The 22,980-nt window shown below is 48.4% G+C and carries 27 protein-coding genes; 6 read left to right on the top strand and 21 right to left on the bottom strand.

Annotated elements, in window-relative coordinates; translation table 11 throughout:
* Positions 1 to 175 precede the first annotated feature (175 nt).
* The 8 genes from FO446_RS10405 to FO446_RS10370 form a co-directional block, all read right to left on the bottom strand.
* Positions 176 to 925, bottom strand: a complete 750-nt coding sequence (locus tag FO446_RS10405; RefSeq protein WP_221868935.1) for a class I SAM-dependent DNA methyltransferase — start codon at positions 923 to 925, stop codon at positions 176 to 178.
* Positions 926 to 931: 6 nt separating this feature from the next.
* Positions 932 to 1,288, bottom strand: coding sequence for a ribosome silencing factor (gene rsfS / locus FO446_RS10400; protein ID WP_173611506.1), 357 nt, complete (start codon positions 1,286 to 1,288; stop codon positions 932 to 934).
* Positions 1,288 to 1,878 (bottom strand): bis(5'-nucleosyl)-tetraphosphatase (symmetrical) YqeK, encoded by a 591-nt coding sequence (yqeK, locus tag FO446_RS10395; RefSeq protein ID WP_088906844.1) that lies wholly within the window; start codon positions 1,876 to 1,878, stop codon positions 1,288 to 1,290. The genes rsfS and yqeK overlap by 1 nt, the downstream gene beginning before the upstream one ends.
* Entirely contained in the window at positions 1,862 to 2,455 is a 594-nt protein-coding gene (locus FO446_RS10390; RefSeq protein WP_221868933.1) for a nicotinate-nucleotide adenylyltransferase, read from the bottom strand. Before FO446_RS10390 ends, yqeK begins: the two co-directional genes overlap by 17 nt.
* A gap of 14 nt (positions 2,456 to 2,469) precedes the next feature.
* Complete coding sequence (gene yhbY, locus FO446_RS10385; protein WP_007727776.1) at positions 2,470 to 2,760, bottom strand: ribosome assembly RNA-binding protein YhbY; 291 nt, start codon at positions 2,758 to 2,760, stop codon at positions 2,470 to 2,472.
* Between the two features lie 29 nt (positions 2,761 to 2,789).
* A complete protein-coding gene (locus FO446_RS10380) occupies positions 2,790 to 3,641 on the bottom strand; it encodes a shikimate dehydrogenase (RefSeq protein ID WP_237900581.1) in 852 nt (283 codons plus the stop codon).
* 75 nt (positions 3,642 to 3,716) lie between these two features.
* A complete protein-coding gene (gene yqeH, locus FO446_RS10375) occupies positions 3,717 to 4,838 on the bottom strand; it encodes a ribosome biogenesis GTPase YqeH (RefSeq protein WP_237900579.1) in 1,122 nt (373 codons plus the stop codon).
* Positions 4,835 to 5,359 (bottom strand): YqeG family HAD IIIA-type phosphatase, encoded by a 525-nt coding sequence (locus tag FO446_RS10370; RefSeq protein ID WP_088906841.1) that lies wholly within the window; start codon positions 5,357 to 5,359, stop codon positions 4,835 to 4,837. The genes yqeH and FO446_RS10370 overlap by 4 nt, the downstream gene beginning before the upstream one ends.
* Positions 5,360 to 5,555: 196 nt before the next feature.
* On the opposite strand from FO446_RS10370, the gene FO446_RS10365 reads away from it, so the two are divergent.
* The 3 genes from FO446_RS10365 (at position 5,556) to FO446_RS10355 (ending at position 7,877) form a co-directional block, all read left to right on the top strand.
* A complete protein-coding gene (locus tag FO446_RS10365) occupies positions 5,556 to 6,119 on the top strand; it encodes a TetR/AcrR family transcriptional regulator (protein WP_142064592.1) in 564 nt (187 codons plus the stop codon).
* 106 nt (positions 6,120 to 6,225) lie between these two features.
* A complete protein-coding gene (locus FO446_RS10360) occupies positions 6,226 to 7,443 on the top strand; it encodes an MFS transporter (protein WP_237900577.1) in 1,218 nt (405 codons plus the stop codon).
* Positions 7,440 to 7,877, top strand: a complete 438-nt coding sequence (locus FO446_RS10355) for a GNAT family N-acetyltransferase (protein ID WP_237900575.1) — start codon at positions 7,440 to 7,442, stop codon at positions 7,875 to 7,877. The genes FO446_RS10360 and FO446_RS10355 overlap by 4 nt, the downstream gene beginning before the upstream one ends.
* Before the next feature lie 62 nt (positions 7,878 to 7,939).
* Here the strand turns inward: FO446_RS10355 and FO446_RS10350 are convergent, their stop codons facing one another.
* The 5 genes from FO446_RS10350 to FO446_RS10330 form a co-directional block, all read right to left on the bottom strand.
* The gene (locus tag FO446_RS10350; protein ID WP_173611513.1) at positions 7,940 to 8,128 is read right to left on the bottom strand and encodes a hypothetical protein; all 189 of its coding nucleotides are present in this window, start codon (positions 8,126 to 8,128) and stop codon (positions 7,940 to 7,942) included.
* A 13-nt stretch (positions 8,129 to 8,141) separates the two neighbouring features.
* Positions 8,142 to 9,194, bottom strand: a complete 1,053-nt coding sequence (locus FO446_RS10345) for a DNA polymerase IV (RefSeq protein WP_173611514.1) — start codon at positions 9,192 to 9,194, stop codon at positions 8,142 to 8,144.
* 73 nt (positions 9,195 to 9,267) lie between these two features.
* Positions 9,268 to 9,708, bottom strand: a complete 441-nt coding sequence (locus FO446_RS10340; RefSeq protein WP_173611515.1) for a peroxiredoxin — start codon at positions 9,706 to 9,708, stop codon at positions 9,268 to 9,270.
* Between the two features lie 270 nt (positions 9,709 to 9,978).
* Positions 9,979 to 10,716, bottom strand: a complete 738-nt coding sequence (locus FO446_RS10335; protein ID WP_173611516.1) for a gamma-glutamyl-gamma-aminobutyrate hydrolase family protein — start codon at positions 10,714 to 10,716, stop codon at positions 9,979 to 9,981.
* Between the two features lie 27 nt (positions 10,717 to 10,743).
* Positions 10,744 to 12,369 (bottom strand): peptide ABC transporter substrate-binding protein, encoded by a 1,626-nt coding sequence (locus FO446_RS10330; protein WP_221868928.1) that lies wholly within the window; start codon positions 12,367 to 12,369, stop codon positions 10,744 to 10,746.
* A 111-nt stretch (positions 12,370 to 12,480) separates the two neighbouring features.
* On the opposite strand from FO446_RS10330, the gene FO446_RS10325 reads away from it, so the two are divergent.
* On the top strand, positions 12,481 to 13,293 hold the full coding sequence (locus FO446_RS10325) for a serine hydrolase (RefSeq protein WP_173611518.1): 813 nt from the start codon (positions 12,481 to 12,483) through the stop codon (positions 13,291 to 13,293).
* A 106-nt stretch (positions 13,294 to 13,399) separates the two neighbouring features.
* On the opposite strand, the gene FO446_RS10320 is transcribed toward FO446_RS10325, so the two are convergent.
* From FO446_RS10320 to FO446_RS10305, 4 genes are all read right to left on the bottom strand, one after another.
* Positions 13,400 to 14,695: a phytoene desaturase family protein gene (locus FO446_RS10320; RefSeq protein ID WP_221868927.1), complete on the bottom strand. Its 1,296-nt coding sequence runs from the start codon at positions 14,693 to 14,695 to the stop codon at positions 13,400 to 13,402.
* Between the two features lie 293 nt (positions 14,696 to 14,988).
* On the bottom strand, positions 14,989 to 16,119 hold the full coding sequence (locus tag FO446_RS10315) for a virulence factor (protein WP_237900573.1): 1,131 nt from the start codon (positions 16,117 to 16,119) through the stop codon (positions 14,989 to 14,991).
* A gap of 102 nt (positions 16,120 to 16,221) precedes the next feature.
* Positions 16,222 to 17,082: a GNAT family N-acetyltransferase gene (locus FO446_RS10310; protein ID WP_237900571.1), complete on the bottom strand. Its 861-nt coding sequence runs from the start codon at positions 17,080 to 17,082 to the stop codon at positions 16,222 to 16,224.
* Between the two features lie 22 nt (positions 17,083 to 17,104).
* Complete coding sequence (locus FO446_RS10305) at positions 17,105 to 17,863, bottom strand: DUF4931 domain-containing protein (protein WP_173611522.1); 759 nt, start codon at positions 17,861 to 17,863, stop codon at positions 17,105 to 17,107.
* A 201-nt stretch (positions 17,864 to 18,064) separates the two neighbouring features.
* Here FO446_RS10305 and FO446_RS10300 point away from each other — a divergent pair, with 201 nt between their 5' ends.
* Both FO446_RS10300 and FO446_RS10295 read left to right on the top strand, forming a co-directional pair.
* Positions 18,065 to 18,310, top strand: coding sequence for a hypothetical protein (locus FO446_RS10300; protein ID WP_007727802.1), 246 nt, complete (start codon positions 18,065 to 18,067; stop codon positions 18,308 to 18,310).
* A 78-nt stretch (positions 18,311 to 18,388) separates the two neighbouring features.
* The gene (locus tag FO446_RS10295; RefSeq protein WP_056491162.1) at positions 18,389 to 18,760 is read left to right on the top strand and encodes a L,D-transpeptidase; all 372 of its coding nucleotides are present in this window, start codon (positions 18,389 to 18,391) and stop codon (positions 18,758 to 18,760) included.
* 49 nt (positions 18,761 to 18,809) lie between these two features.
* Here the strand turns inward: FO446_RS10295 and FO446_RS10290 are convergent, their stop codons facing one another.
* From FO446_RS10290 to FO446_RS10275, 4 genes are all read right to left on the bottom strand, one after another.
* Positions 18,810 to 19,031: a hypothetical protein gene (locus tag FO446_RS10290; protein ID WP_056490961.1), complete on the bottom strand. Its 222-nt coding sequence runs from the start codon at positions 19,029 to 19,031 to the stop codon at positions 18,810 to 18,812.
* 90 nt (positions 19,032 to 19,121) lie between these two features.
* Positions 19,122 to 21,038, bottom strand: coding sequence for an ABC transporter ATP-binding protein (locus tag FO446_RS10285; protein WP_221868925.1), 1,917 nt, complete (start codon positions 21,036 to 21,038; stop codon positions 19,122 to 19,124).
* Positions 21,039 to 21,302: 264 nt separating this feature from the next.
* The gene (locus tag FO446_RS10280) at positions 21,303 to 22,025 is read right to left on the bottom strand and encodes an NAD-dependent deacylase (RefSeq protein ID WP_173611645.1); all 723 of its coding nucleotides are present in this window, start codon (positions 22,023 to 22,025) and stop codon (positions 21,303 to 21,305) included.
* Positions 22,026 to 22,123: 98 nt separating this feature from the next.
* Positions 22,124 to 22,879: a cupin domain-containing protein gene (locus tag FO446_RS10275; protein ID WP_221868924.1), complete on the bottom strand. Its 756-nt coding sequence runs from the start codon at positions 22,877 to 22,879 to the stop codon at positions 22,124 to 22,126.
* Between the last annotated feature and the right edge of the window lie 101 nt (positions 22,880 to 22,980).

Genomic DNA, 22,980 nt, shown 5'->3' with positions numbered 1-22,980 from the left:
ACAATCATGGCGTAAATGACCTTGGGGGCAAGTGCTGGGAGGTGAGTTCAGATAGATTCGGGTTGACTTGCACCATCCGTCAACTCTCTGTGAATGCTCGAATCCTATACCTACTATTCCTCTTAAACGCGTCGAAATCTGTAGTTATAACGCCATTATAGTCAATCCGAACCAATCATGTCAAACTTTTCGGCTTGCGGGCTGAGAAAAATAGGCGCTCACTCGCTTCTTGTGGCGGCATATCCGAGTAATCAGCAGTGATGACGATGTCTGTGAAGCCGGCATCTGTCAGCCAGCGCATCAGTTGGACAGGCTGATAAGCCCGTTGCCAATGCTCTTCTTCCATCCGCTCGTACAATCCGTTTGGCTGACGAATGAAAAACGTTAACTGATGCTCTACCTCGAGACGCAGTGGGTCGCAAAAACATTGCCAAATGTACGAAACTTCATCTTCTACATGTGTGAACGTCTCGTCTCCGAAAATGTGCAGCATCTTGTACGGACTGTGCACATCAAACAGAAAGCTCCCACCAGGCGCGAGATGAGCGAAAACGCGCTTGAACGTTTCCTGCACATCCGCTTCCTCTGTAAGATAGCTCAATGAATCACACAAGGAGATGACCGCATCCGCTTCCGGCAAGGACAGCTCCCGCATATCCTGCTCCACCCACGCTACATCCACTTGCTCCTGCCTCATTTTGTCATAGGCAATCGCAAGCATTTCTGTAGAGAGATCCACTCCAGTAACGCGGTATCCCCGCTTGGCGAGTGGGATCGCAATCGTGCCCGTCCCACAACCAAGATCAATGACCCGCACAGGCTTCTCTCCCTTTGCCCAATGACGCTCGACCCAGTCGAGCCACTGGTCATAAGGAGTATCCGCCATCAGCCTGTCATATACAGCGGCCATGTGTGCGTATGCCATCTGACCTTACCCTTGCTCGCTGAAGGAAACTTCCTCTGCGTCCTTCCACAGGCGCTCCAGGTTGTAAAACTCGCGATCTTCGCGATGGAAAACATGAATGACGATATCGCCCAGATCAACCAGTACCCAGCGACCTTCATCCGCTCCCTCGATACCGCGGACGTCAAAGCCGTTTTTGTGGGCTTGGTCACGGATTTCGCGAACAATTGCCTGTACTTGACGCTCGTTGTTTCCGTGGCAAATCATGAAATAGTCTGCGATCACGGACAGCTTTTTAATATCGAGCACCTTCAAGTTCTCTGCTTTCTTGTCCTCCGCTGCCTTCACAACCAATTGGGCCAAATCTTCTACTGTTTTAACCATCAAAACCCTCCTTCTCTCCCTTTGCGGGAAACCAAATCGTTATATGCCGTCAATGTCAACGGGAAAACCGTCTTTTGCTTCTCTATCAAAAATTGAATCGTGCCTCCCAAGGCGAGGGCCAGGGCGGCATCCAAATCATACATGGCTTTGGCGCGAATAAAATCGACACCAGGGTAAACTCGGTTCGGTTCTATATAGTCTGCCACACAAACGACTTTTTCTAACAGGGACATGCCAGCCCGACCCGTTGTATGGTAGCGAACGGCTTGTAAAATATCTGCATCCGTTACGCCTAGATCTGTCTGGATCACAATCGCTGCTGCAAAGGCGTGCCACAGCTCTTTTTCCCCTTCCAAAAGCTCTGTAGGCATATCGTGGCGAACGAGTATCTCAAACATTTTTTCCACTGGCCAGCACTTACAGTAATCGTGCAACAGTCCAGCAAGCTCGGCTTTGTCGGGATCAGCCCCGAATCTCTCAGCCAGTTCGCGAGCCGACGCAGCGACCCCTAGCGTGTGCTTGTAGCGTTTTTCATGCATTTGTTGCCGTACGCGAACGAGAAGCTCTTCCCGATTATCCAAAAGTCTCATAGATTCGGTTCTCCTTTATATAGCGCTCCACGGCATCAGGTACAAGATAACGGATGCTTTTCCTGGCAGCTACCTTCTCGCGAATCATCGTGGAGGAAATGTCCCAAACAGGCATCTCCACAAATGTGACGTCCTCGCTCGATTTCAGGTCCAGTTCGGTTCCTGGCCTCGCCAGACCTATAAAGCGTACCATATGAATCAGCTCTTGGTACTGGTACCATTTGGGCAAGATTTTTACCATATCTCCCCCCATGATAAAGGAAAACCGGCAATCCGGGAACTGCCTGATGAGCTGAGCCATCGTATCGTACGTGTACGATGGGCCTTTTCTTTCGAACTCCACATCTGTTACACGAAACACTTCGTGATCAGACACGGCAAGCTGAACCATTTGCAAGCGGTGATGCGCCAGCGTCAGACTCTCTCTCTTTTTGTGCGGTGGAACGTGTGTAGGCATAAACCAGACTTCATCCAGCCCCGCTTGCTCTCTGGCTTGTTCAGCCGCCAGCAAGTGCCCGCAATGAATCGGGTCAAACGTTCCTCCCATGATCCCTACTTGCTTGATTGGCTGTCTCATCGCATGCAGGTCACTTATGGCAGCTTGATCGTCTTGTTCTCCCGGGACTCTTTGTACAAGACAACTGTATGGCCAATCAACTGCACAAGCTCTGCTCCAGCACCTGCTGCCAGATCTTCTGCCACTTGATGTTTATCGTCATTATTGTTTTGCAAAATCGCTACCTTGATCAATTCACGTACTTCTAACGCTTCTTTGATCTGCGTGATCATGTTTTCATTTACGCCGCCTTTTCCAACTTGGAAAATAGGGGTGAGATGATGTGCTTCTGCGCGCAAAAAGCGCTTTTGCTTGCCAGTCAACATCGGCAATGCCTCCTTTTACATCCTGCCAATCAGGTTGTTTTCTTTAATTGTTGCAAGACGACCTCACGCATAACCCCAGTCGGTGCTCGTTCGCCCGTCCACAGTTCGAATGCCAGTGCACCTTGATTCACGAACATGCCGATTCCGGAATGAACAGTGGCTCCGATGGCACGCGCTTCTTTGAGCAGACGTGTTTCGAGCGGGTTATAAATCAGATCGCTAACAGTTAAACCAGAATGAAGCCATTCTGCTGACACAGGGGTCTCCTGTACGTTTGGCAGCATTCCGATCGATGTCGTATTGATCAACAGCGATGAGTCCGCGATAGCTGCTTCCCCTTCGCCCTGTTCTACGATTTTCGTAGGTACAATCGTTCCGACATGCTCAGCCAATACCGCGGCTCTTTCCCTGGAACGATTGATGATGCGAATTTCCTTGACTCCTTGTTCAGCCAAGGTAAACGCGACTGCACGGGCAGCGCCACCAGCCCCTACCATGGTTACCACTTGCTTTTCAAGAACGATTCCCGTCTCTTCCACAAGCGAACGAACATAGCCCATACCATCTGTGTTGTAGCCGATCAAGCGTCCATCACGAGAAACGACGGTATTGACGGCACCGATTCGCTTGGCAAGCGGATCGATTTCATCCAGCATCGGCATGATCGCAACCTTGTGGGGGATCGTGACGTTAATCCCTTTCAAGCCTAACGCGCGAATACCCGCGACTGCATCTTCCAGATTTTCCGGTTCAACATCGAACGCAGCATAGGCAAACCCCAACCCGGTCTCGGAAAAAGCTGTATTGTGCATCATCGGTGATTGCGAGTGGGAAACTGGATGCCCAAACAGGCCAACCAGTTGTGTTTTGCTTGTAATCATGGAGCTCTTCCTCCCCGGACGTCTCTCTCTAGCATATGGCAAGGGGCAAGGCTATCTCGACTTTTCTTGTGTAAGCTAGATCAGCCCTTTGCGCATCCCAACACTTACGCCTTTAGGTGCATGCACGACAACACTCGCTTCGTGTTTTCCTTGGATGCTGACCCAGCCCAAGCCGGAAATTACGATGTCAGTTGTCGTGGTGGACTTGTTGATTTTAAAGGTGTGCTTCACAAATGGCGGAAGTGCTTTCGCAGCTTCCTCCCCTGTTGGCGGTACCAGCAAGGTTCCATGGTGCTTTTGCATTACTTCGTCTGCTTTCTCCAGCTTCGTCCGGTGAATGTACAGGTCGTTGTCCACATAGATGATGAACGGCTGTCTCTCCCCGCGTACGAAGTCGATACGGGCCAAACCACCCAAAAAGAGTGATTGTCCATTATCGAGCTGATACACTTTGGAGTTGATCCGGCTAGTCGGGGTAATCTTTCTCAGATCAGTTGGGGATACCATATGTCCAATCTGGTCGCGATTAATAATTCCCGGCGTATCGAAAATGGAGCGGCCATCCTCAAGCGGAATCTCAATTTTGTCCAGTGTTGTACCAGGGAATGGCGAAGTCGTAATCTCCAGCTCAGCCGCACCGTAGTCATGCAAGATGCGGTTGATCATGGTCGACTTTCCTACGTTGGTCACACCGACAATGTAAACATCTCGGCCTTTGCGCAGCTCTCCAATGCGATTCAACAGTTCATCGATATGAAGCCCTTTTTGCGCACTGATCAGTACGACATCCTCTGGGCGCAGTCCGCGTTCTTTTGCTTCGTGCTGCATCCAGTTACGCACGCGGTTCAGGTTGATGTTTCTTGGCAGCAGATCGACCTTGTTACCCACGAGCAAAATCGGATTTTTCCCGACAAATCGTGGCAAACCCTTGAGCCAGGAGCCCTGGAAATCAAAGATATCGACCACCATCACGACAAGCGACTCCGTAGAACCGATACCATCCAAAATCTTGAGGAAGTCGTCATCGCCCATCCCTACAGGAGCTACTTCATTATAATGCTTGATGCGATAACACCGCTGGCAAATGACTACCTTTCTGCCAAGCGCGGATTCAGGTGCATAGCCAGGCTTTTTTGCATCTGCTGTCTGAATGGCAATCCCACATCCAGCACAGGAGCCATGCGTTTGTTCCGTCATGCTTTTCTCCTCCACGAAACCATTCCTTTCCTCTCCATCCAAATAAGGGCCACACGCTCCATCTGACGATTAAAGCGCGTCCAAAAACCATCCGTCTGGGCTACAGGAACAACCAGGATCGTATGAAATCCTAATCGATTTCCTCCCAGCACATCGGTAAACAATTGATCGCCAATGACAACAGTCTCAGCGATGGTTACATTCATCTGCCGCACTGCCTGCAAAAAGGCACGGTTTGTCGGCTTTTTAGCCGCATAAATAAACCCGAGATTTAATGGGGCACAGAAGCGGTCTACACGCTCCTTGTTGTTATTGGAGACAACAGTGACCTGTATACCTGCCTCATGCATGCGAGCAAGCCAGTTAATGACCTCCTGGGTTGCATGTGGCCTGTCCCATTCCACCAAGGTATTATCCAAGTCTGTAATCACCGCACGGATGTTATTTCGTTTCAATTGATCTATGTCAATGTGATGGATTGATTCGACGAACTGACTAGGCATCAGCTTCTCTAAAAACACGGGGCACCTCCAAATGATGTGAAGCAATCAACCGCGATTTCGGCACCTACTATACCATAATCGACCACTTGGTTGCAAAACAAAAAGCATGATCACCACTTGCATTGCTCTGCCAACCTGTGTAAAATAATGTTACCAAGAAAACTATTTTTGTTTTTATAGTTTTCTTTTATGCTGAGCTGGGGGGTTGATTGCAATTAAAAACCGGATCATGAAAGGTTTTATTGAAGAGATTCGCGATAAAGGCATGAAATTCTCCATGGATGATTTGGCGAAGCGGCTCGGGATCAGCAAACGCACGTTGTACGAGCACTTCTCATCCAAGGTGGAAATTCTGGAAACAATCATTCAACAGTCCTTTGAAGAGGGCGATGAAAAAACACAGCAAATTCTCGCAGACGACAGTCTCTCTCTTATCGATAAAATCAAAGGCGTCATGATGGTTTTACCGACACACTATGAATTTTATGATTTGCGCATCCTCGAACAGATGAAGCGATATTATCCTGAGCAATATGCCCAAGTCGAGGCGTCTTTATCCGAGGATTGGCAAACCCTGCGCGTTCTTCTCGAGCAAGCGATTCGAGAAGGGCTCATCGTCAATATGGACGTCACCCTCATGCTGAAGGTTATTGTCGATGCGCTGAATTCTACACTCGACCAGCGCTTTTACATGAAAAACCAGATTACTGTCTCAGAGGCGCTTTCCGCTATTGTAGATGTCCTCTTGTTTGGATTGGTACCAGCAGATAAAAGATAACAAATGATTCGTGGTCATCCCGCTACCTTTGGAAGACCACGATATTGTTCTATGCAAGAAAACCAATAAAACAAAAATAGTTTATATAGTTAAGAGGTGTTCCATCATGTCTATTTTTACACAAATGACCAAACAACAACGAATCGGACTACTGTTTGTCATCCTGATCCTTTTCATCGACATGCTGCTGTACAGCTTGTTGATTCCGATTGTTCCTTATTTTACGGAAAAGCTGCAGCCATCCTCCACGATGATGGGCGTGCTGTTTAGCAGCTATGCGGTCGCGATGCTCATTGCCACCCCTATTTTCGGGCCGATATCTGATCGGATCGGCAGACGGACCATGCTTTTGGTCGGGTTGCTCGGTCTCGCCGCTTCCACGTTATTGTTTGCTTTCTCTGAAACAATGGCCTTGTTGATTACCGCGCGCTTTGTTCAAGGCATTGCTGCTGCGGCTACTTGGCCAACTGCCCTTGCCCTCCTGGCGGATTTGTTCCCATCCAAAATGCGCGGAGCTGTTATGGGAATTGCATTGACGGCGATTTCGACCGGTACCTTGCTCGGAGCGCCGATTGGCGGATGGTTGTTTGAAATCAGTGACCATCGTATGCCTTTCCTGGCAGCAGCAGCCTTTACCGTGATCAACATTGTGCTGGTTTACTTGTTCTTGAAGGAAGACGCGACGAGAAGTGTCAGTGAAAAGCTTCATGTCGGTGGATTCATCCGCAATCCGCAAGTCATTTTTATCGCTGGAATCGTCCTGTTGGCTGAAATTTCCCTTTGTTTGCTGGAACCGACGTTGCCCGTATTTTTTACAGAGAAGCTCAGCATGACGCCGACATCGATTGGTCTTTTGTTTGGGGTCATGACACTCGCATACGGATTGATCGCTCCAGTTGCCGGCTCCCTTTCCAGCCGCATGAATCCGTACAAACTCATGTTTGGCGGAATCTTGACGTTGGCTGTGTTTCTGCCATTTTTGGCGTGGGCGGACTCCCTCTGGCAAGCAATGCTCGCAATGGCCCTGGTTGGCGCGAGCATCGGTTTTACCTTATCGCCAACCTTGGCTACATTGGGAGCCATCATTGACCAAGGTGGAAGCGGCGCATACGGCACGGCGTACTCTCTCTTTAATATGTTTCACGGAATCGGAATGGTGGCAGGCCCACTGGCAGGGGGAATATTGACGGATTTATTTCCTGTATCCTCTGCCCTCCTGATTGTGGCAGCATCCATCCTAGGCTTCGGCATTTTCCTTTTTGTCCAATTAAAAGCAAGCAATTCCGCCAGTCTTGGCACAAAGGAAAGCGAGATGAAATTTTGAGCTTGTCTATTCGTGAAATTACGAAAGAAAATTGGCGCCAAATTGCCTGCTTGACTGTAAAGGAAGGTCAACACTCCTTCATCGAGAGCAACGCTTTTTCCATCGCCCAATCAGGTTTTGAACCGGAATGGATATCATGCGGTCTGTATGACAAAGACATCGCTGTCGGTTATGCCATGCACGGAATCGAAGTAGAGAATGGCCGAATTTGGCTGGACCGCTTTATGATTGATGTTCGCCATCAGGGTAAGGGTTACGCCAAACAATTTTTGAACATGCTCGTTGAAGAAATGTGCAGACGCTACAGCTGTACGCGCATTTACTTGAGTATTCATCCTGAAAACGAGTTCGCTCGCAAGCTGTATGAGTCGTTCGGCTTTATTTCAAATGGCGAAATGGATGGTTCGGAGGAAGTGATGGTCCTCTCGACCTGACACATGAATAGAAAAGGCACCTCCTTTGTCGATCAGAACGAAGGGGGTGCCTCTTTTTGTCGCTATCGTTGACTTTTCCGTGCTTCCATCAGTCGCTTGACCTTCTCTGTCGGAGTCCAGCATTGGAATCGATAGTCCGGACGTGTCTCATAGGTTAGACGAGAGCATCGATAGCTGACTCCTCCCGCCCCTTTTTCCACACGAAAATGAATACAGGTCGCACAGCAATGAAAGGCATTCTCTGTCTCCACCGTTCTCCCTCCCTTACTTTCCGAGCTTCCACGAAAACATCGATAGCTGCTCGTACCGCTCCCCTTGTTGCTCGGCAAAATTCGAAAACCCTACGCCAACTAATCGAACGCCCGCTGTATAGTCAAAAGCGTCGAGCAAATCGTCCAACAGCTCCTGCCAGTTAGCCCCTGCCACAGCCTTGTGCTGCTTGGTCCGCTGGGTAAAGTCCGCGTACTTGATTTTGAGCGTTATCGTCTGGGGTTCAACCCCTTCTTCGCGGATGTCCTCTTCGACCTCACGCAAGAGGGAGATGGCAATCGGAGCAATCGCATCCCTGTCAAACAAATCAAATGGCAGTGTCGTTTCACGGCTCAATGATTTCGGAGCGCGGTCCATTTCGATTTCGCGATTGTCTTCTCCTCTCGCCCGGTAATAGAGAGAACGACCAAACTTCCCAAATAGCGTAGTGGCCTCATCAAGTGAAAGCCGCCAAAAATCCTCTACCGTCTCAATCCCCTTTTTCGCGAGCAGCTCTTGTGACTTTTTACCAACTCCATGCAAGGTACCAATTGGCAACGACCGCAGCACATCCAAAGCCTGCTCTGGTCGGATGATGACAAAGGCATCCGGCTTTTTCAAATCACTGGCGATTTTCGCCAACGACATATTGTAGGAAAGTCCGATGCTGCAAGTAAGTCCGGTCTCTCGTTTGATTCGCCTCTTGATATCACGGGCAATGGGTACCGCATTTTCATAATGGGACACGTCTAAATAAGCCTCGTCTAAACCTACTGTTTGATAACGCTCTGTATAAGAAGTAAATATCTGTCTGACTTCAACAGATTTTTCGATATAACGGCTATAGCGGACAGGCAAATAAAAGCCTTGCGGACATTTTTTCCTCGCCATGGCGATAGGCATTGCGGAGCGAACACCGTATTTGCGTGCCTCGTAGCTGCAGGTCGATACCACACCTCGATTGCCAGTTCCCCCGACAATGACCGGCTTCCCCCGCAGTTCTGGACGATCTAACTGCTCTACACTCGCAAAAAATGCGTCAATATCCAAGTGAAGAATTTTTTTCATAGGGATACCCACCAAACATACATTCTCATTTCTATTATCCCTGTTTTTTTCCATTGACGCAAGCGAGAACGTCCTAGGTTTGGTTTTCGATTACCTGTAGCAGCTCTGATACTGGAGGATTTCCTTTTTTGGCAGATAAGATTGTTCCGTTTTTTCCGATGATGTACACGATGCGTTGTTGGAAAAACAGCCCGAGAACTTTTCCAACATCGTACGCTTTTCGAATGGATTCATCTTCATCCATGATCAATGGAAATTCATAGCGGAACTTATCGGCGAATGAGCGCTTTTTGTCCATGCCACCTGGATTGACGCCAAAAACGACTGTGTTTGCTCGTTCGATTTTGGTGTAGTGATCCTGAACCGCACATAGCTGCTTCGTGCAAATCGGGGTGTCATCTCCCGGATAGAAAATGAGGACGATATTTTCTTTGCCGATGTGATCCCTAAGATCAACGGTTCCTTTTGTACTCGCCGCAGTAAAGACGGGAGCCGAGTCTCCGACCTTTAACATTTCTCTCACCTCTATGCTCAGTATACAAGGGCTTCCGGAATGTCAAAATCATTTTCATTTCGCGTTCAGCAAAATAACTACAATTATTTTCTTCAAAAACTCACCTCACGAAAATCCATTCTCTTACGTGAAGTTCGATTCTGCCTGCCTGTCATTTATCCTTGTTTGACTACACTTCTACCATTGGCTGGAGCAACCCGCACGGTGAAGCCCTCCCGCATGCAAAAAACCGCTCTGGGCAATCCCAAAACGGTTTCTCTCATTGCTATTCTAATTAGTCGTTTGCAGCTTCAACTGCTTTGCCCGAGCAACAAATGCCTCGGCAATCTTCAACATGTCGTCGTCGTGTGCCCACATCCGTTCTGGATGCCACTGTACGCCCACATGTAGCCCGTCGAGGCTTTCCATCGCCTCAATCACACCATCAGCCGCGCATCCTGTGACTTTAAAGCCCGGTGCTATGTCTTTGACTGCTTGGTGGTGAGAGGTGTTCACGAGCACCTCTGTCTTTCCGAGGGCATCCGCTACAAAGCCAGGTTGCAGCGTAATCTTGTGCACCCCGTATTGCCGTGAACCCTTCTGTGCATGCTGTAATGCTCCTGGTACTTGGCTCGGGATATCTTGAATGAGGGTGCCGCCACACGCCACATTCAAAATTTGCATTCCGCGGCAAATGCCCAGGATTGGCTTTTTCAGCTCCAGCGCAATCTTGATAATCTCAAGCTCTGTGATGTCTCTTTCGTAATTGATATCGCCCAGCCCTTGCTGCGGGTCTTCGCCGTACAAATGTGGCGCAGGATCTTCACCGCCGGACAAAATCAAGCCGTCCAGGGATTCGATCATCTCACGAAACGGAGCATCCTGAATCGTCAGCAGTGGCAAGATCAGTGGAGTACCGCCACTGCGGGCAATTCCGTTCACATAGCCTGAACCTACATAGAAAAACTGGTCGAGATCGTTCTTTGGAAAATACATTTTCGTACATGCCACACCAATGATCGGACGCACGCCAGTCACTCCCTCACAGACTCATGATTACTTTTGATTGGAAGCATACTTGAAGTCGATGAACCCGAGTGCATCTACTACCACATCTTTTACGCTATCCTGCTTCACCCACGCATAGGTGAAATAGTAGATTGGCAACGCAGGCATTTCATCCATGACGATTTGTTCAGCTTTCTTGAGGATTTCCTTACGCTTCGCTGCATCCCCTTCTTTGGCAGATTGCGCGAGCAAATCGAGGAACTCCTTGTTTTCCCATTTGGATGTATTCAGTCCACCCTTGAATACCTCCAGGAAGTTGATCGGATCGTTGAAATCGCCAATCCAGCTACCACGACCGATGGTGAAGTTTCCTTGCTTCATGTCTTCACGGTGAACCTTGTTCTCTTTGTTAACCAGTTTGACTTCGATGCCAAACGCTTTGCGCCATTGATCCTGAATGACTGTCGCAATACGTGAATTGACCTCTGACGTATTGTATGCAATCGTAATCGGTGGCAACTCTTTGATCCCCGCTTCTTTCATACCTTCTGCCAATAGCTTCTTCGCGGTCTCTACATCGCCGTCTTTGATGTAGCCCTCTGGCGTGAGTGCCATGGTCGGCGGGAGAATACCCGTCGCTGGCGTGCTCTTGTATGGTACGACATTATCGGAAATTTCCTGACGATTGACTGCCGTAGCAAATGCCTGACGAATCTTTTTGTTGTCAAACGGCTTTTGCGTCGTATTAAAAATGTACCAGTACGTACCCGCTGTCGCTTGAGCTTGCATCTTTCCGGATTGTTTTAGAGCATCCAATGCATCCAGTGGCAAATCGCCCAGTGGCGAGCCCGCCCAGTCCAGATCACCTTTTTCAAACATCGACAGCTCTGTATTGGCATCCTCGATCATGTTCAACGTCAGCTTGGACAATTTGACAGTGTCCTTATCCCAGTAAGAATCGCTCTTTTCGAATTCAATCTTTGATTTGTGCTCCCAATTTTTCAAGCTGAATGGCCCGTTTGTAATGTACGTCTCTGGCTTCGAAGCCCACTCTTTGTCGGCCTCAACCGCTTTTTTGTTGACTGGGAAATAGGTGACAGACGCAACTAGTTCCGGGAAAAACGGTGCCGGGTTTTCCAGTGTAACAACCAGTGTCTTGTCGTCAGTTGCCTTCACGCCGACATCTTCGGCTTTTGCCTTGTTGGCGTTAAAAGCTTGCCCATTTTTCAAATAGTACATCTGATACGCGTAACTGGAAGCGGTTTTCGGGTCGAGAACCCGTTTCCATGCGTACTCGAAGTCATGAGCCGTAACCGGATCTCCATTGGTCCATTTGGACTCTCGCAAATGGAAGGTGTACGTGAGACCATCAGCGGAAACCTCATACTTCTCTGCGACCGCCTCTTTCAGCTCGCCTTTTTCATTCAAGCGCAGGAGGCCATCAAATGCTGCACGGGCAACAGACATCGAAGGGATATCTTCTGCCAGTCCAGGGTCGATCGTGCTTGGCTCACCAGTGTTCAGGTTGACCTGCATCACTTGGGGGGCGCTACTCTGCTCCTGCTTCGCACCTGTCGTCTCCCCCGTGGTGCTTGCTTGCGGTGTTCCACAGCCAGCGAACGCTAAACTGGTTAACAGAACAGCACAAAATGATAGTTTCTTCCACTTATGCAACAGCAAAACCCCCATCTTAGGAATAATTCTTCTTGCTTGTTAGGAGCATGACTAAATAATATTATCTTGAGAAAATTTTGTCTACATCGAAACAAAAGGAGATGGGTCTGCATGTTATCCAGTCTTTTTGCCCAAATATCCAGTCTGATCAAGGACGCTGGAGGAGAATGGGGAATCTTTTTCGAAGATTTGCAAACCGGTGAAACATTATCCATCAACGAAGATCAACGCTTTTATGCAGCCAGTGTAATCAAAGTCCCGATCATGACAGCTGTTTTTGCAGAGGCGTATGCAGGCAAGTTTGCCTTAGAGGACAAAATGAAACTGCGTGCAGAGGATCTCGTTGGCGGTGCAGGTGTTCTTCAGCATATGACCCCCGGCACTGAATTTACGATTCGCGACCTGGTTACCCTGATGATCATCCAAAGCGACAATACAGCCACGAACATGATGATTGATCTCGTCGGAACAGAGAGCATCCGCAATGCGATGCAAAAAACCGAAATGACAAACAGTCACTTCTACAACAAGCTCATGGTCGTCCCAGCCGAATTGGAAGGATACAATGAGGTAACGGCAAAAGACATGGGAAGTCACCTCCGATACGTGGCAACAGGAAAAGTCATCTCCTACGACAGCTGTTTAAAAATGGTCGCCATCTTGAAGGCTCAGCAGCACCGTGACCGCATTCCCTTCCTTTTGCCTGACCCAGACGGCGATGTGATCGGGATGATTCCGAAATGGGAATTCGCCAACAAGACTGGCTCTGTGACCAAAATCACGCATGATGTCGGCATCCTCTACACCGGTTCTCATGCTGTCACTTTGTCCATTTTAAACAAGGGACTCGAACAAAAGGATGCTGCCAACGTCATGGCGCAAATCGGCAATCTCGTTTATCACGTATATAGTCAGAAAGCGTAATCCATGTGGCCTGCCATCTACATTGGCGGGCTTTTCTTTTTGAAACGTTGACTGAGAAAAAACAAGCAGGCATTCCTTCTTCAAGGAACACCCGCTCGTCATTGACTTATTCTTTTTCCAAAATCAGCTTGGCAACGTTCATTGCGCTAGAGAAAGACAGCTCAGACAGCTGGCCTTGTCCTTCACACCAGTCACCCGCGAAGAACAGGTTGCGGTAATCTGGCATGAAAATCGGCATTGGCTTCTGATTCATGGTCCATTTGATCTCCTGTACGACTGCACGAGCAGAAACGCGTGGCACAACCAGTTGTTCACGCCAGCCCGGGAAATGTTTGTCATACAGGTTTTCAATCTCTTGTTTGCGGATTTCGGCCGCTTCCTTGTTTCCTACTTCATCCTGACGCATGTAAGCAGTCGCCTGCAGCAACTGCCCGCCTTCAGGTACACAAGTGCGGTCATAATACGAGATATCGGTAATGAAAATATTGTTTGCTTTTTCGTAGATGTAGGAGAACGGTACGTCAATTCGCTCTTTCAAGCCAATGTCATACACCATAACAACCGTTGGCTCGTATTCAGCATGCTGTGCAATTGCATGTTCCAGGCGAGTCTCTGCAAAGACTTTCGCCATCTCCTTCGGCGGAATACAGCAAATAAATTCATCCGCCGTAAATTCGCCCTCCGGTGTCACCACTCCAACCACACGATCATTCTCTACTTGGAACTTTTCTACTTTGGTTTTGATCAGAATCGTACCCTGATTTGCTTCAATCACACGCACGAATTCATTGATCAATGCTTGCCAGCCACCACCGATATACGCTACCGGTTTATTCGTTGTAAACAAACGGCTGTAGTAAGAAAAGAAGACGTCAGAAGGAATCTTTTCAGGTTCACGTGTGAAAAAGTTGGAAGAAGCAAGCGTCAACATCATTTCTCGCACTTCTTCGTTGACTTGCTTTTTCTCCATCCACTTTTGAATCGACATATGTGGATGGCCTTTCTCCATTTTTAGCATCGTTTTCAAAATCTCAAACGTAAACAATACTTTGTCCATGCCTTTTAAGAGCTTCGTTTGGAAAAGTCCTTGTACATTCGCCGGAACTGCAGTCAGATCGCTACCAATATCGTACTTGGCTTTTGTCGGATTGAAATCCTGCCAATCGATGCTCAGACCCAATTCTTTTTCAAACGTTCTCAAAACGGAGCTGTCGCGAGCATAAATGGCGTGGGCACCGAAGTTGAAGTTAAATCCTTTGATCTTCAGTGTAACGGCACGTCCACCCAATTGACCGCGTTCCAAAACTGCAACTTTTTTGCCTTTCGACGACAGGTAGGCGGCACTGGAAAGACCAGCAAGTCCCCCACCTACAATAACAACGTCATAGTGATTGGTTGTCATACACAATCTCCCCTACGCACTAGCGATGTTGATAACATAAGCTAAACCCTTTCCTAGTCTAAGGGATGGATAAGGTGGAAGTCAACTATTATTGAACTGTGTCTATTTTTATACTGACTTATACCAATATTTACCTAATAAACCAACTTGTTTACCACTCTTCTTGAAGCAGTATGCCCCGCTATTCGCCGTATATCCAACCAACGAACACACGAACAAAAAAGCCCTCTTAGCAGGGGGCACTTCACTTCAGCCTGCTTGATAGAGGGCTCTTATTCAACTGGAAGCAGCGACTAATCGTTTCGGCGAGTCATTTGCTGCCAAACGGTACCGCTAGCCGCCTCGCCGCTTTCAATGCGCTGGACGGCCATTTGGACTTGCAAGCTGACCTCGAACTCGGGATCGTTCTGTGCGGCACGCAAAGCGTCCAAGGCGGTTTCATCCCCCACCTCAAACAAGTAGCGAGCAGCACGCCAGCGTACCAGCTTGTTTTTATCCTTCAACGCCTCACACATCGGCAGAATTGCGCGGGTGTCACCCAAGTCAGACAAGGTATCGCCTGCTGTACGTCGTACAGAGACGGAATCATCTCGGAGCACTTCAAACAGCAGCGGGAAAACATCATCGCCGCCAATCATGCCCAGATACACAACCGCCAGCCTGCGAATCGACGGTTTGCCGTCACGAAGCGCTTTTTCCAAAACAGGCAAATCCTCTTCGGTAGGCTCCATCCGATCCAGCGCTTCATATCTTTTTTGCCAATCTGGATCATCGAGCATCTCCAGCGTAACGACTTTCTTTTCACGCACGATTGGCTCTGGAGTTTCCCCGGGACCAAGCGCCATGGCCTGTTGCACGATTTCTTCCACACGGCTCTCTGGATAGGAGGCATCGACTTCCAATGCGACCTCCTCGCCAATCTCGCGCAAATCGCCATAGCGCACGCCATGCTCGACCCATTTTCGCTCCATGATAAGGTTGGGCGACGCAGATCCCGCCCGCACGGCTGCCTGTCCAAAACGCTCTGGCAGCGCTGCACGAATCTGCTCTGTCCCCATGGTCACCTTGACCTGCATCGGTACACCGCGGAACATTTGAATATACACTTGCGCCTCTCCAAATGCCCCCGCATCCTCCGCAGACATATCAGGAACAGCCGCTCCTCCACCTGCTTGCAAAATCTCGCGGGCGACAGTCAAAATACGCTGCCAATCTGCATTGGACTTTCGCTCCAGCGCGAGAAAGTCTGCCGTATGAAAAATCGAGGTTACCCCTTCGATCTCCAAGAGCTTGTTCATGAGTTCTGGTGCTTTACTCGCATCTTTTTTTGTATAAACATGTTGGACCCCATCCGGCAAACGCTCGTCGACATTCAGCTTCATGACATTTGGACTGGGCGTCGGTTCGATGGACAACAGTTTCATAGTGAGTCACTCCTTTTTACAACGCTCCTTGCTTCTCTCTTATCGTAGCATGGAAGCTATTGCGTTTTCCAACCTGGGAGATGTTCAAAAGCAGTTTGCGCGCTACAATGCCAGCTTGTAGTAATCATTGGCCGACTTTACAAAAAAGCCGCATGATTCATACAACCCCAAGGCATTGCTGTTTTCACAGGCTACTTCCAGTGATACGTGGTGATATCCCTCTTTCACCAGCATCTCGATTGTTTGTGCCAATGCCTGGCGTCCATATCCTTTCCCTTGGTAATCTGGGTGGACACAAAATCCATAAATAAACGCCTTGCCCTCATCCTTGTTTACGCTTATTTTGCCAATGGCCTTATCATCGACTATCATCAAATGCGTGGTAGCCTTGGGATCACCCGCCATGTTCTCGGCCATTTCCCTTGCGCGTTCTTCTTCCATTTGAAAACCATGGACGTTCAGCCAAATCAATGTTTCGTAGTCACTGGCGATCTCAGGTCGAAGCAGCACGTTTCCAGAAACCGTTGCTCTTTGCTTGTCCCCTAAATCCATCCAGTATTCCGAGAATTGATATTCCCCGCCGATTCGCTCCATATATGACTTACCGTTTTCCGAATCTCGCTGAACGATAAACAACTGCGCCGGAATCCCTCTTCGTCTGCATGCGTCAGCGGCTTGTGCTTGCAACGCTGTAAATATGCCTTTTCTTCTGTAGGCTGGATGGACCATACCGCTCACTTCTGCCTCACCGCCATGAAACACGTAGAGCCCTAAAAAGCCAACCAGCTTTCCATCCGCATAACAGACAAAGTCTTCTTCATGCTCTCCTGAACGCTTTTCCAGCATCCCCGGGTTTACTTTGAGATCAATCCCATCCTGTTCATTGCAAATCGCAACCAGCTCTTTAATCTGTGCCAGTTCCTCTGAGGTGAGTGTTTTTTTTGCCGTGATCGTATACGTCATAGCGTAAGCACCCTTTCTATGATTAGAAGTATCGTCGTTGCAATTGGGCGACCATATCTTCCAAATTATTGGCGACCTGCGGAATCGAATAGCCTACGTAAAGAGGCGAGGTAACAAACCTCGGAACCACTTTGGCGATCAGCTTTTCTCCCCAATGGTAAAAGAAAAAATTGTAGCTTTGGTTACGCGGATTGACATGAGTCAGTATCCAATGTGCTAAAATTTGTAAGTAGTCTGCCATTTTCGGCAATCGATCAAAGTCCGATAGAATGACATTGTATTCAAAAAAACCTGCACGCGGATGCGTAGACAGATTGCATTCAACCCCCGCCTCTTGATCGATAATCATGCCCATAAAATCACTGTCTTTTACTTGATCCAGATAGTTGTAGTCGTTTAGTCCGACGATCTGCATGTGCGGATGACGGATGCTCCCTCCGGAATACGGACCGTGGTTTTTGAAAAACAGAACGGAACGATAAGACTTGCTTTGCTCCATTTCAAGCCACTTCTCTACCCCGAATGCCAGCAATGCACGTACATGTTCTTTGGAGTAAACAGACCAATCCCCTTGGCATTCATCCGACTCAATCAAAACAGTTTGATGTGTATCCTCCAGAACAGGGAATTTGTTCATGAGCCAAATCATGGAGCCCCGCTGCTCCAAAACATCGGTGAGACTGTTTCGATCACAAAAGGGACAGGCCGTTTCTGTGTTGTTTACACTCACTGGCTTTTTTCTGCCTATTTGCATGTTAAAGTGCAAGTGCGTCTGCTTCATTCCCTTGTCCCTCCAGTTTGTGCTTACTTCCACTTTACACGCATTTTCTGGGAAAATCATGACGTTTTTTGCCCAGTCGACACTTTACAAACATAATTGGACTGCCTATTTTTCAATGCCTGTGGCGTTTGTTTCTTTTTTTATCTCAAATGTTTTACATACAATGGGAAGCAGTGAAACCTGGAAAGGTGTTGGAATTGGATGGAGAAATCATTTTATTATCCTGTTAGCTGGAGCGAGGCCCAACATTACAAAACGTTGCTTGATCAAGAAGGTGTCCCCTATGAAATTCAATCCCCACTCGATTTGCCTGTCTTGGAGGAAGGAAAGCTCGCCATCGTCTTTCCTTCCATTCCTTTACGGATGTACGTCTGGGTGCGAACCTTGTTCTATCGTGACGGTCTGCGCTATCCGGATACGTTTTCGTTAGATTTCAAGCTACATTAATCACGAGAGAAAAGGTACCGGTTCCGTTGGTTTTCATAAGATGGTAAGAGCGGCATTTCGTATCGTTTGTGCTGGGAGGTGAAGAAGCTGCCGTCCTACAACATCCGCATCTCGATTGCGAGGTTACGTCTCGATCTATTCGATGGGAACCAACTCATCCGCTCTTATCCTGTTGCCTTGGGCAAAATTGCCACATCGACACCACGAGGGGATTTTACCATCATCAACAAAGTCCCCTATCCGAACTCCTATCCAGGAGGTCCTTTAAGTGTATTCGGCACCATCTGGATGGGACTGAGCAAGCCACACTACGGCATTCACGGCACGAACAATCCTTCCTCTATCGGCAAGTATGTATCTCACGGCTGTATTCGCATGTACAATGAGGACGTGAATGCTCTGGCAAAAATCGTGCCCATTGGTACGCCCGTTCGAATCAGACAGCAATAAACATAAACATGAAAAAACCCGCCTCTTTTTTATCCAAGGCGGGTCTTCTTTACATAAGATGAGTCTTTTTCGTTCTATCTGCTTCCGTTTCATCCGATTCCAAGTATACAAGAAATCTTCTCGCTTGCTTGTACATGATCGATAACGTCATTTCCCTGATCTTGTTCATGATCACTTCTTTATCCTCTGGATGCATTTCGGAAGAGAGCTGATGTTCTTGCAGCTCTAGGTAAGACATAACCCATTCCGGGTCTAACTTATAGGCAGGCAACGACAGCGACTCCTCTACTCTAGTAATCTACTCTAGTCTACAGGTGGATGCGTCGCATTCCCAGCCCTCAATTACTGGCTACGTCACTAATTATTTCCCTTGCTCCAATTCCTCTACCAGTGCAGATAATTCCGCCCAACGCTCAATGGTGGCTTCGAGCTCTGCCGCCACTTGCTGTTCTTCTGCGTAGAGCTTTTCAATTTTGCCGTAATCGCTGCCTGACGCTGCAATCTCTTGCTTCAGCTTGACGCTGCGCTCTTCCAAAGCCGCGATCTTGCCTTCAATCGCATCCCATTCCTTCTGATCCTTGTAAGACAGTTTGCGTGTGCGGTTGTTGCCGCGATTAGCCCCGCTGTTGCTTTGCGCCTTTTCTGCCTGTTGATCCGCTTCTTGCACCTGTGTTGCTTTTTCCTGGCGTCTTTCTTCCAGGTACTCGGAGTAGTTGCCGTAGTAGTGACGGATGTTTCCTTGCCCCTCAAAAGCAAACAAATGATCTACGGTACGATCAAGGAAATACCGGTCATGCGATACCGTGATGACTGCGCCAGGGAACTGCTCGAGATAATCCTCCAAAATACTGAGCGTTTGAATATCCAAATCATTCGTAGGCTCATCTAAAAACAGCACATTTGGCTCTCCCATGAGCGTACGAAGCAGATACAGACGTCTCCGCTCTCCCCCAGACAGACGGGAAATCGGTGTCCATTGCATATGCGGCGAGAACAGGAACCGCTCCAGCATTTGCGAGGCCGTGATCGACTCTCCGTTGCTCGTCTGAATAACCTCTGCGGCTTCCTTTACATATTCGATGACGCGCAGCTTTTCGTCCATCTCGACGTTATCCTGCGTGTAGTAGGCGATTTTAACGGTCGTCCCAATTTCCAATGAACCGCTATCCGGTTGAATTCTTCCTGCGAGCATGTTCAAGAGCGTCGTTTTTCCGCTTCCGTTTGGCCCGATAATCCCCACTCGATCACCCGGCAGGACAATGTAGCTGAAATCGTTGATCAGTTTTCGCTCACCGTACGCTTTATGGATGTTTGTAAGCTCGATCACCTTTTTGCCAAGACGGCTGGCCCCGAGTGCCATCTCCATCTTGGCAGCAGGTCCATCTACGACTTTATCTCGCAACTCCTCAGCCCGTTGCACACGTGCCTTTTGTTTAGTCGTCCGTGCTTTTGCACCGCGACGCAGCCATGCCAGCTCGCGTCGAAGCAGATTTTGCCGCTTGCTCTCTACAGCCGCTTCGTTTTCTTCACGATCCGCCTTTTTCTCCAGGAACATCGCGTAGTTGCCTTCATAGCTGTAGAGTTTGCCGCGATCCAGCTCAAACGTGCGGTTCGTCACGCGGTCCAGGAAGTAACGATCATGGGTGACGAGCAGCAAAGCGCCCTTGTAGCGGGACAAATACTCTTCCAGCCACTCGACTGTCTCATTGTCAATATGGTTCGTAGGCTCATCCAAAATGAGCAGATCTGCTGGTTGGATCAAAGCACGTGCCATTGCTACCCGCTTTTTTTGTCCACCTGAGAGCTCTCCTACCTTTTGCGAAAAATTGTGTAGGCCAAGCTTGGTCAGGATCATTTTGGCTTGCGTGTTGCTCTCCCACGCATCAGCCGCATCCATCCTGTTTTGAACAGCAAACAATCGCGCCTGCTTTTTCTCGTCGTCAGGCGATTCCTGAACAGCCTCTAGCGCTGTTTCATAATCACGCAAAAGCTGAATGAGCGGAGAATCACCGTAAAATACTTGTTCCAGTACCGTGGAGTTTTCGTCAAAATCGGGATTTTGCGGCAAATACTCCACGTGAAAATGATTCGCGTGAACAATTTTCCCGCTATCCGCTGTATCCAAGCCCGCCACGATTTTTAAGAGCGAGGATTTTCCCGTCCCATTTACCCCGATCAGACCAATGCGCTCTTGCTCTGCAATATGGAAGGAAATGTTATCGAACAATACTTTTTCTCCATAGCCTTTGGAGAGGTTTTCTACTGATAATATTTGCATGAACGTCACCTGTACTTTTCTATTTGCTTATCGAGAAGCCATATGAATCTTACACTCGATGGTATCATGTTTTTCGCGCAAGCTCTAGGGTGATTCAACTGGATGGAGCAAATATTGGAATAGTATCTCATTAATGGTAAAATATTGAATAGTAAGTAATATTGGCGCATGTACAAAAATAAAATAGGAAGCGTCACCAGCAATCAGGCAGGTCAACCGGCCCAAACAGAAGAGGCGTACTCTTTCCATCGAGCACGCCTGCTTTTATTCTCCTAACGACTGTCCTATTCTTTGCAGTACGTCGCCGATCCGCTCCTTTTGGATGACCTCATCTGCCCACGCATCCAATGGGGTTGGTTCCTGATTGACAATGACCAGTTTGGCTCCTCTTTCTTTTGCATGCTGCGGAAACCAATTGGCTGGACTCACAGTAAGTGAAGAGCCTAATACGATGAACAAATCGGCTTGTTCCGTCCACGAGATGGCCTGATCGACTTGCGATTGCGGCAATGATTCGCCAAACAGGACAACACCTGGACGCAAAAATCCTCCGCATGCGCAAATCGTCCCTTGATCCTCCAGATAACGTGTATGTGCATACTCGGTCCCACAGGCTAGACAGCGGATTTTCGCAAGAGAGCCATGGAGTTCGGCTACAGCCAAGCTTCCCGCCTCTTGATGAAAGCCATCTACATTTTGTGTAATGATCCCATGAACCAATCCACGACGCTCCCACTCTGCTAACCATTCGTGTCCGGCGTGTGGCTTGCAAGACAACAGTCCTTGAATGCGCATCTGATAAAACTCTACAAATGCTTCCCGATTTTCCATCATCGCGCGTGTACTCGCGAGTTGCATCGGATCTTTGCCGCGCCATAGTCCAGACTGCGAGCGAAAATCAGGCAAGCCACTCTCCGTCGACATGCCTGCTCCGGTGAATACAACGGTAAAGGAAGATGTCCGCAACCAGTATGCCAGATGATCCATCATGGTCTCCCCTTCTTCTTTGAAAATGTACTTCTCCTGATTGTAATAGAAGAATGCCGGATTTGGGAGACCTGCCCATCAGGATACGATCTTTCACTTCAATAGGATGGATAAATGGGTTGTGGCGGATATCCGGTATGGTAAGTGTCCGTACCATATTGCAAATAACCAGTCGGCTGTTGATAGACTGGGTGTTGTCCATACCCACCCTGCTGCACATAGTTGGCATCGTAATAACCGTAACTATCAGGCAACTGACTCGAATAGCCATAGTACGGGTACTGGCTTGTAGCAGCTCGATCTGGCATCTGCCCCTGTTGCTGACATCCTGCTGGCGGGCCAATCACAACTGTTTTGGTAATAGGCGCAAATGTTTCTTTTACCTTTGCTTCGCCTAAACAATACGTATGTGCCCACACACTCGCAGGAGTCAGACGCAAAATATCGGAGCCAAAGATCACCTCAGGAACAGGCGCATCAAAAATAGCCAGTAGATGCGTATCGTCTGTCAAAGCCATTTCATAATGCCACCAGCCCTGCGGGATATTGGCAACTTGTCTCGGTTTAACATGGTAGTTGAGCAATTGATTCGTAAAAGGATTAATCAGGGACACAATGGCCTCACCAGCGATGCAATACACCAGCTCAGCCGCATTTTGATGAATATGTGGCTCGACAACATTTCCGGTTGTCAGGAAAATATCCAGCAGCGAGCTGTTTCCCAATGTATTTAATTGTGCAATCCCCAAGGCATCGATAAAATTCCGATCGTCCTTTTTAAAAAACAGATTATTTCTCATATCGTACGTGAACTGAGTATTCGGCGATGTATAGTCTCGATAGGAAGTAGCCATCTGTCGTTTGATCCTCCCACCGTATGGGTATTTGATTCATTCTGCATCTCTATTCCCATTCACAAAAGATGTGCACCCATTTATACGCCGGAGAAAGAGAC

Origin of the sequence: Brevibacillus brevis, assembly GCF_022026395.1 — a bacterium.
GTDB lineage: Bacteria > Bacillota > Bacilli > Brevibacillales > Brevibacillaceae > Brevibacillus.
This window is presented reverse-complemented; position numbering and strand designations above follow the sequence as displayed.

Bases quoted from the DNA above. Each gene is read 5' to 3' on its own strand.
- FO446_RS10405 (WP_221868935.1), bottom strand. From the start codon at position 925: ATGGCATACGCACACATGGCCGCTGTATATGACAGGCTGATGGCGGAT.
- rsfS (WP_173611506.1), bottom strand. From the start codon at position 1,288: ATGGTTAAAACAGTAGAAGATTTGGCCCAATTGGTTGTGAAGGCAGCG.
- yqeK (WP_088906844.1), bottom strand. From the start codon at position 1,878: ATGAGACTTTTGGATAATCGGGAAGAGCTTCTCGTTCGCGTACGGCAA.
- FO446_RS10390 (WP_221868933.1), bottom strand. From the start codon at position 2,455: ATGAGACAGCCAATCAAGCAAGTAGGGATCATGGGAGGAACGTTTGAC.
- yhbY (WP_007727776.1), bottom strand. From the start codon at position 2,760: ATGTTGACTGGCAAGCAAAAGCGCTTTTTGCGCGCAGAAGCACATCAT.
- FO446_RS10380 (WP_237900581.1), bottom strand. From the start codon at position 3,641: ATGATTACAAGCAAAACACAACTGGTTGGCCTGTTTGGGCATCCAGTT.
- yqeH (WP_237900579.1), bottom strand. From the start codon at position 4,838: ATGACGGAACAAACGCATGGCTCCTGTGCTGGATGTGGGATTGCCATT.
- FO446_RS10360 (WP_237900577.1), top strand. From the start codon at position 6,226: ATGTCTATTTTTACACAAATGACCAAACAACAACGAATCGGACTACTG.
- FO446_RS10345 (WP_173611514.1), bottom strand. From the start codon at position 9,194: ATGAAAAAAATTCTTCACTTGGATATTGACGCATTTTTTGCGAGTGTA.
- FO446_RS10340 (WP_173611515.1), bottom strand. From the start codon at position 9,708: ATGTTAAAGGTCGGAGACTCGGCTCCCGTCTTTACTGCGGCGAGTACA.
- FO446_RS10325 (WP_173611518.1), top strand. From the start codon at position 12,481: ATGTTATCCAGTCTTTTTGCCCAAATATCCAGTCTGATCAAGGACGCT.
- FO446_RS10320 (WP_221868927.1), bottom strand. From the start codon at position 14,695: ATGACAACCAATCACTATGACGTTGTTATTGTAGGTGGGGGACTTGCT.
- FO446_RS10315 (WP_237900573.1), bottom strand. From the start codon at position 16,119: ATGAAACTGTTGTCCATCGAACCGACGCCCAGTCCAAATGTCATGAAG.
- FO446_RS10310 (WP_237900571.1), bottom strand. From the start codon at position 17,082: ATGACGTATACGATCACGGCAAAAAAAACACTCACCTCAGAGGAACTG.
- FO446_RS10305 (WP_173611522.1), bottom strand. From the start codon at position 17,863: ATGAAGCAGACGCACTTGCACTTTAACATGCAAATAGGCAGAAAAAAG.
- FO446_RS10300 (WP_007727802.1), top strand. From the start codon at position 18,065: ATGGAGAAATCATTTTATTATCCTGTTAGCTGGAGCGAGGCCCAACAT.
- FO446_RS10285 (WP_221868925.1), bottom strand. From the start codon at position 21,038: ATGCAAATATTATCAGTAGAAAACCTCTCCAAAGGCTATGGAGAAAAA.
- FO446_RS10280 (WP_173611645.1), bottom strand. From the start codon at position 22,025: ATGGATCATCTGGCATACTGGTTGCGGACATCTTCCTTTACCGTTGTA.
- FO446_RS10275 (WP_221868924.1), bottom strand. From the start codon at position 22,879: ATGGCTACTTCCTATCGAGACTATACATCGCCGAATACTCAGTTCACG.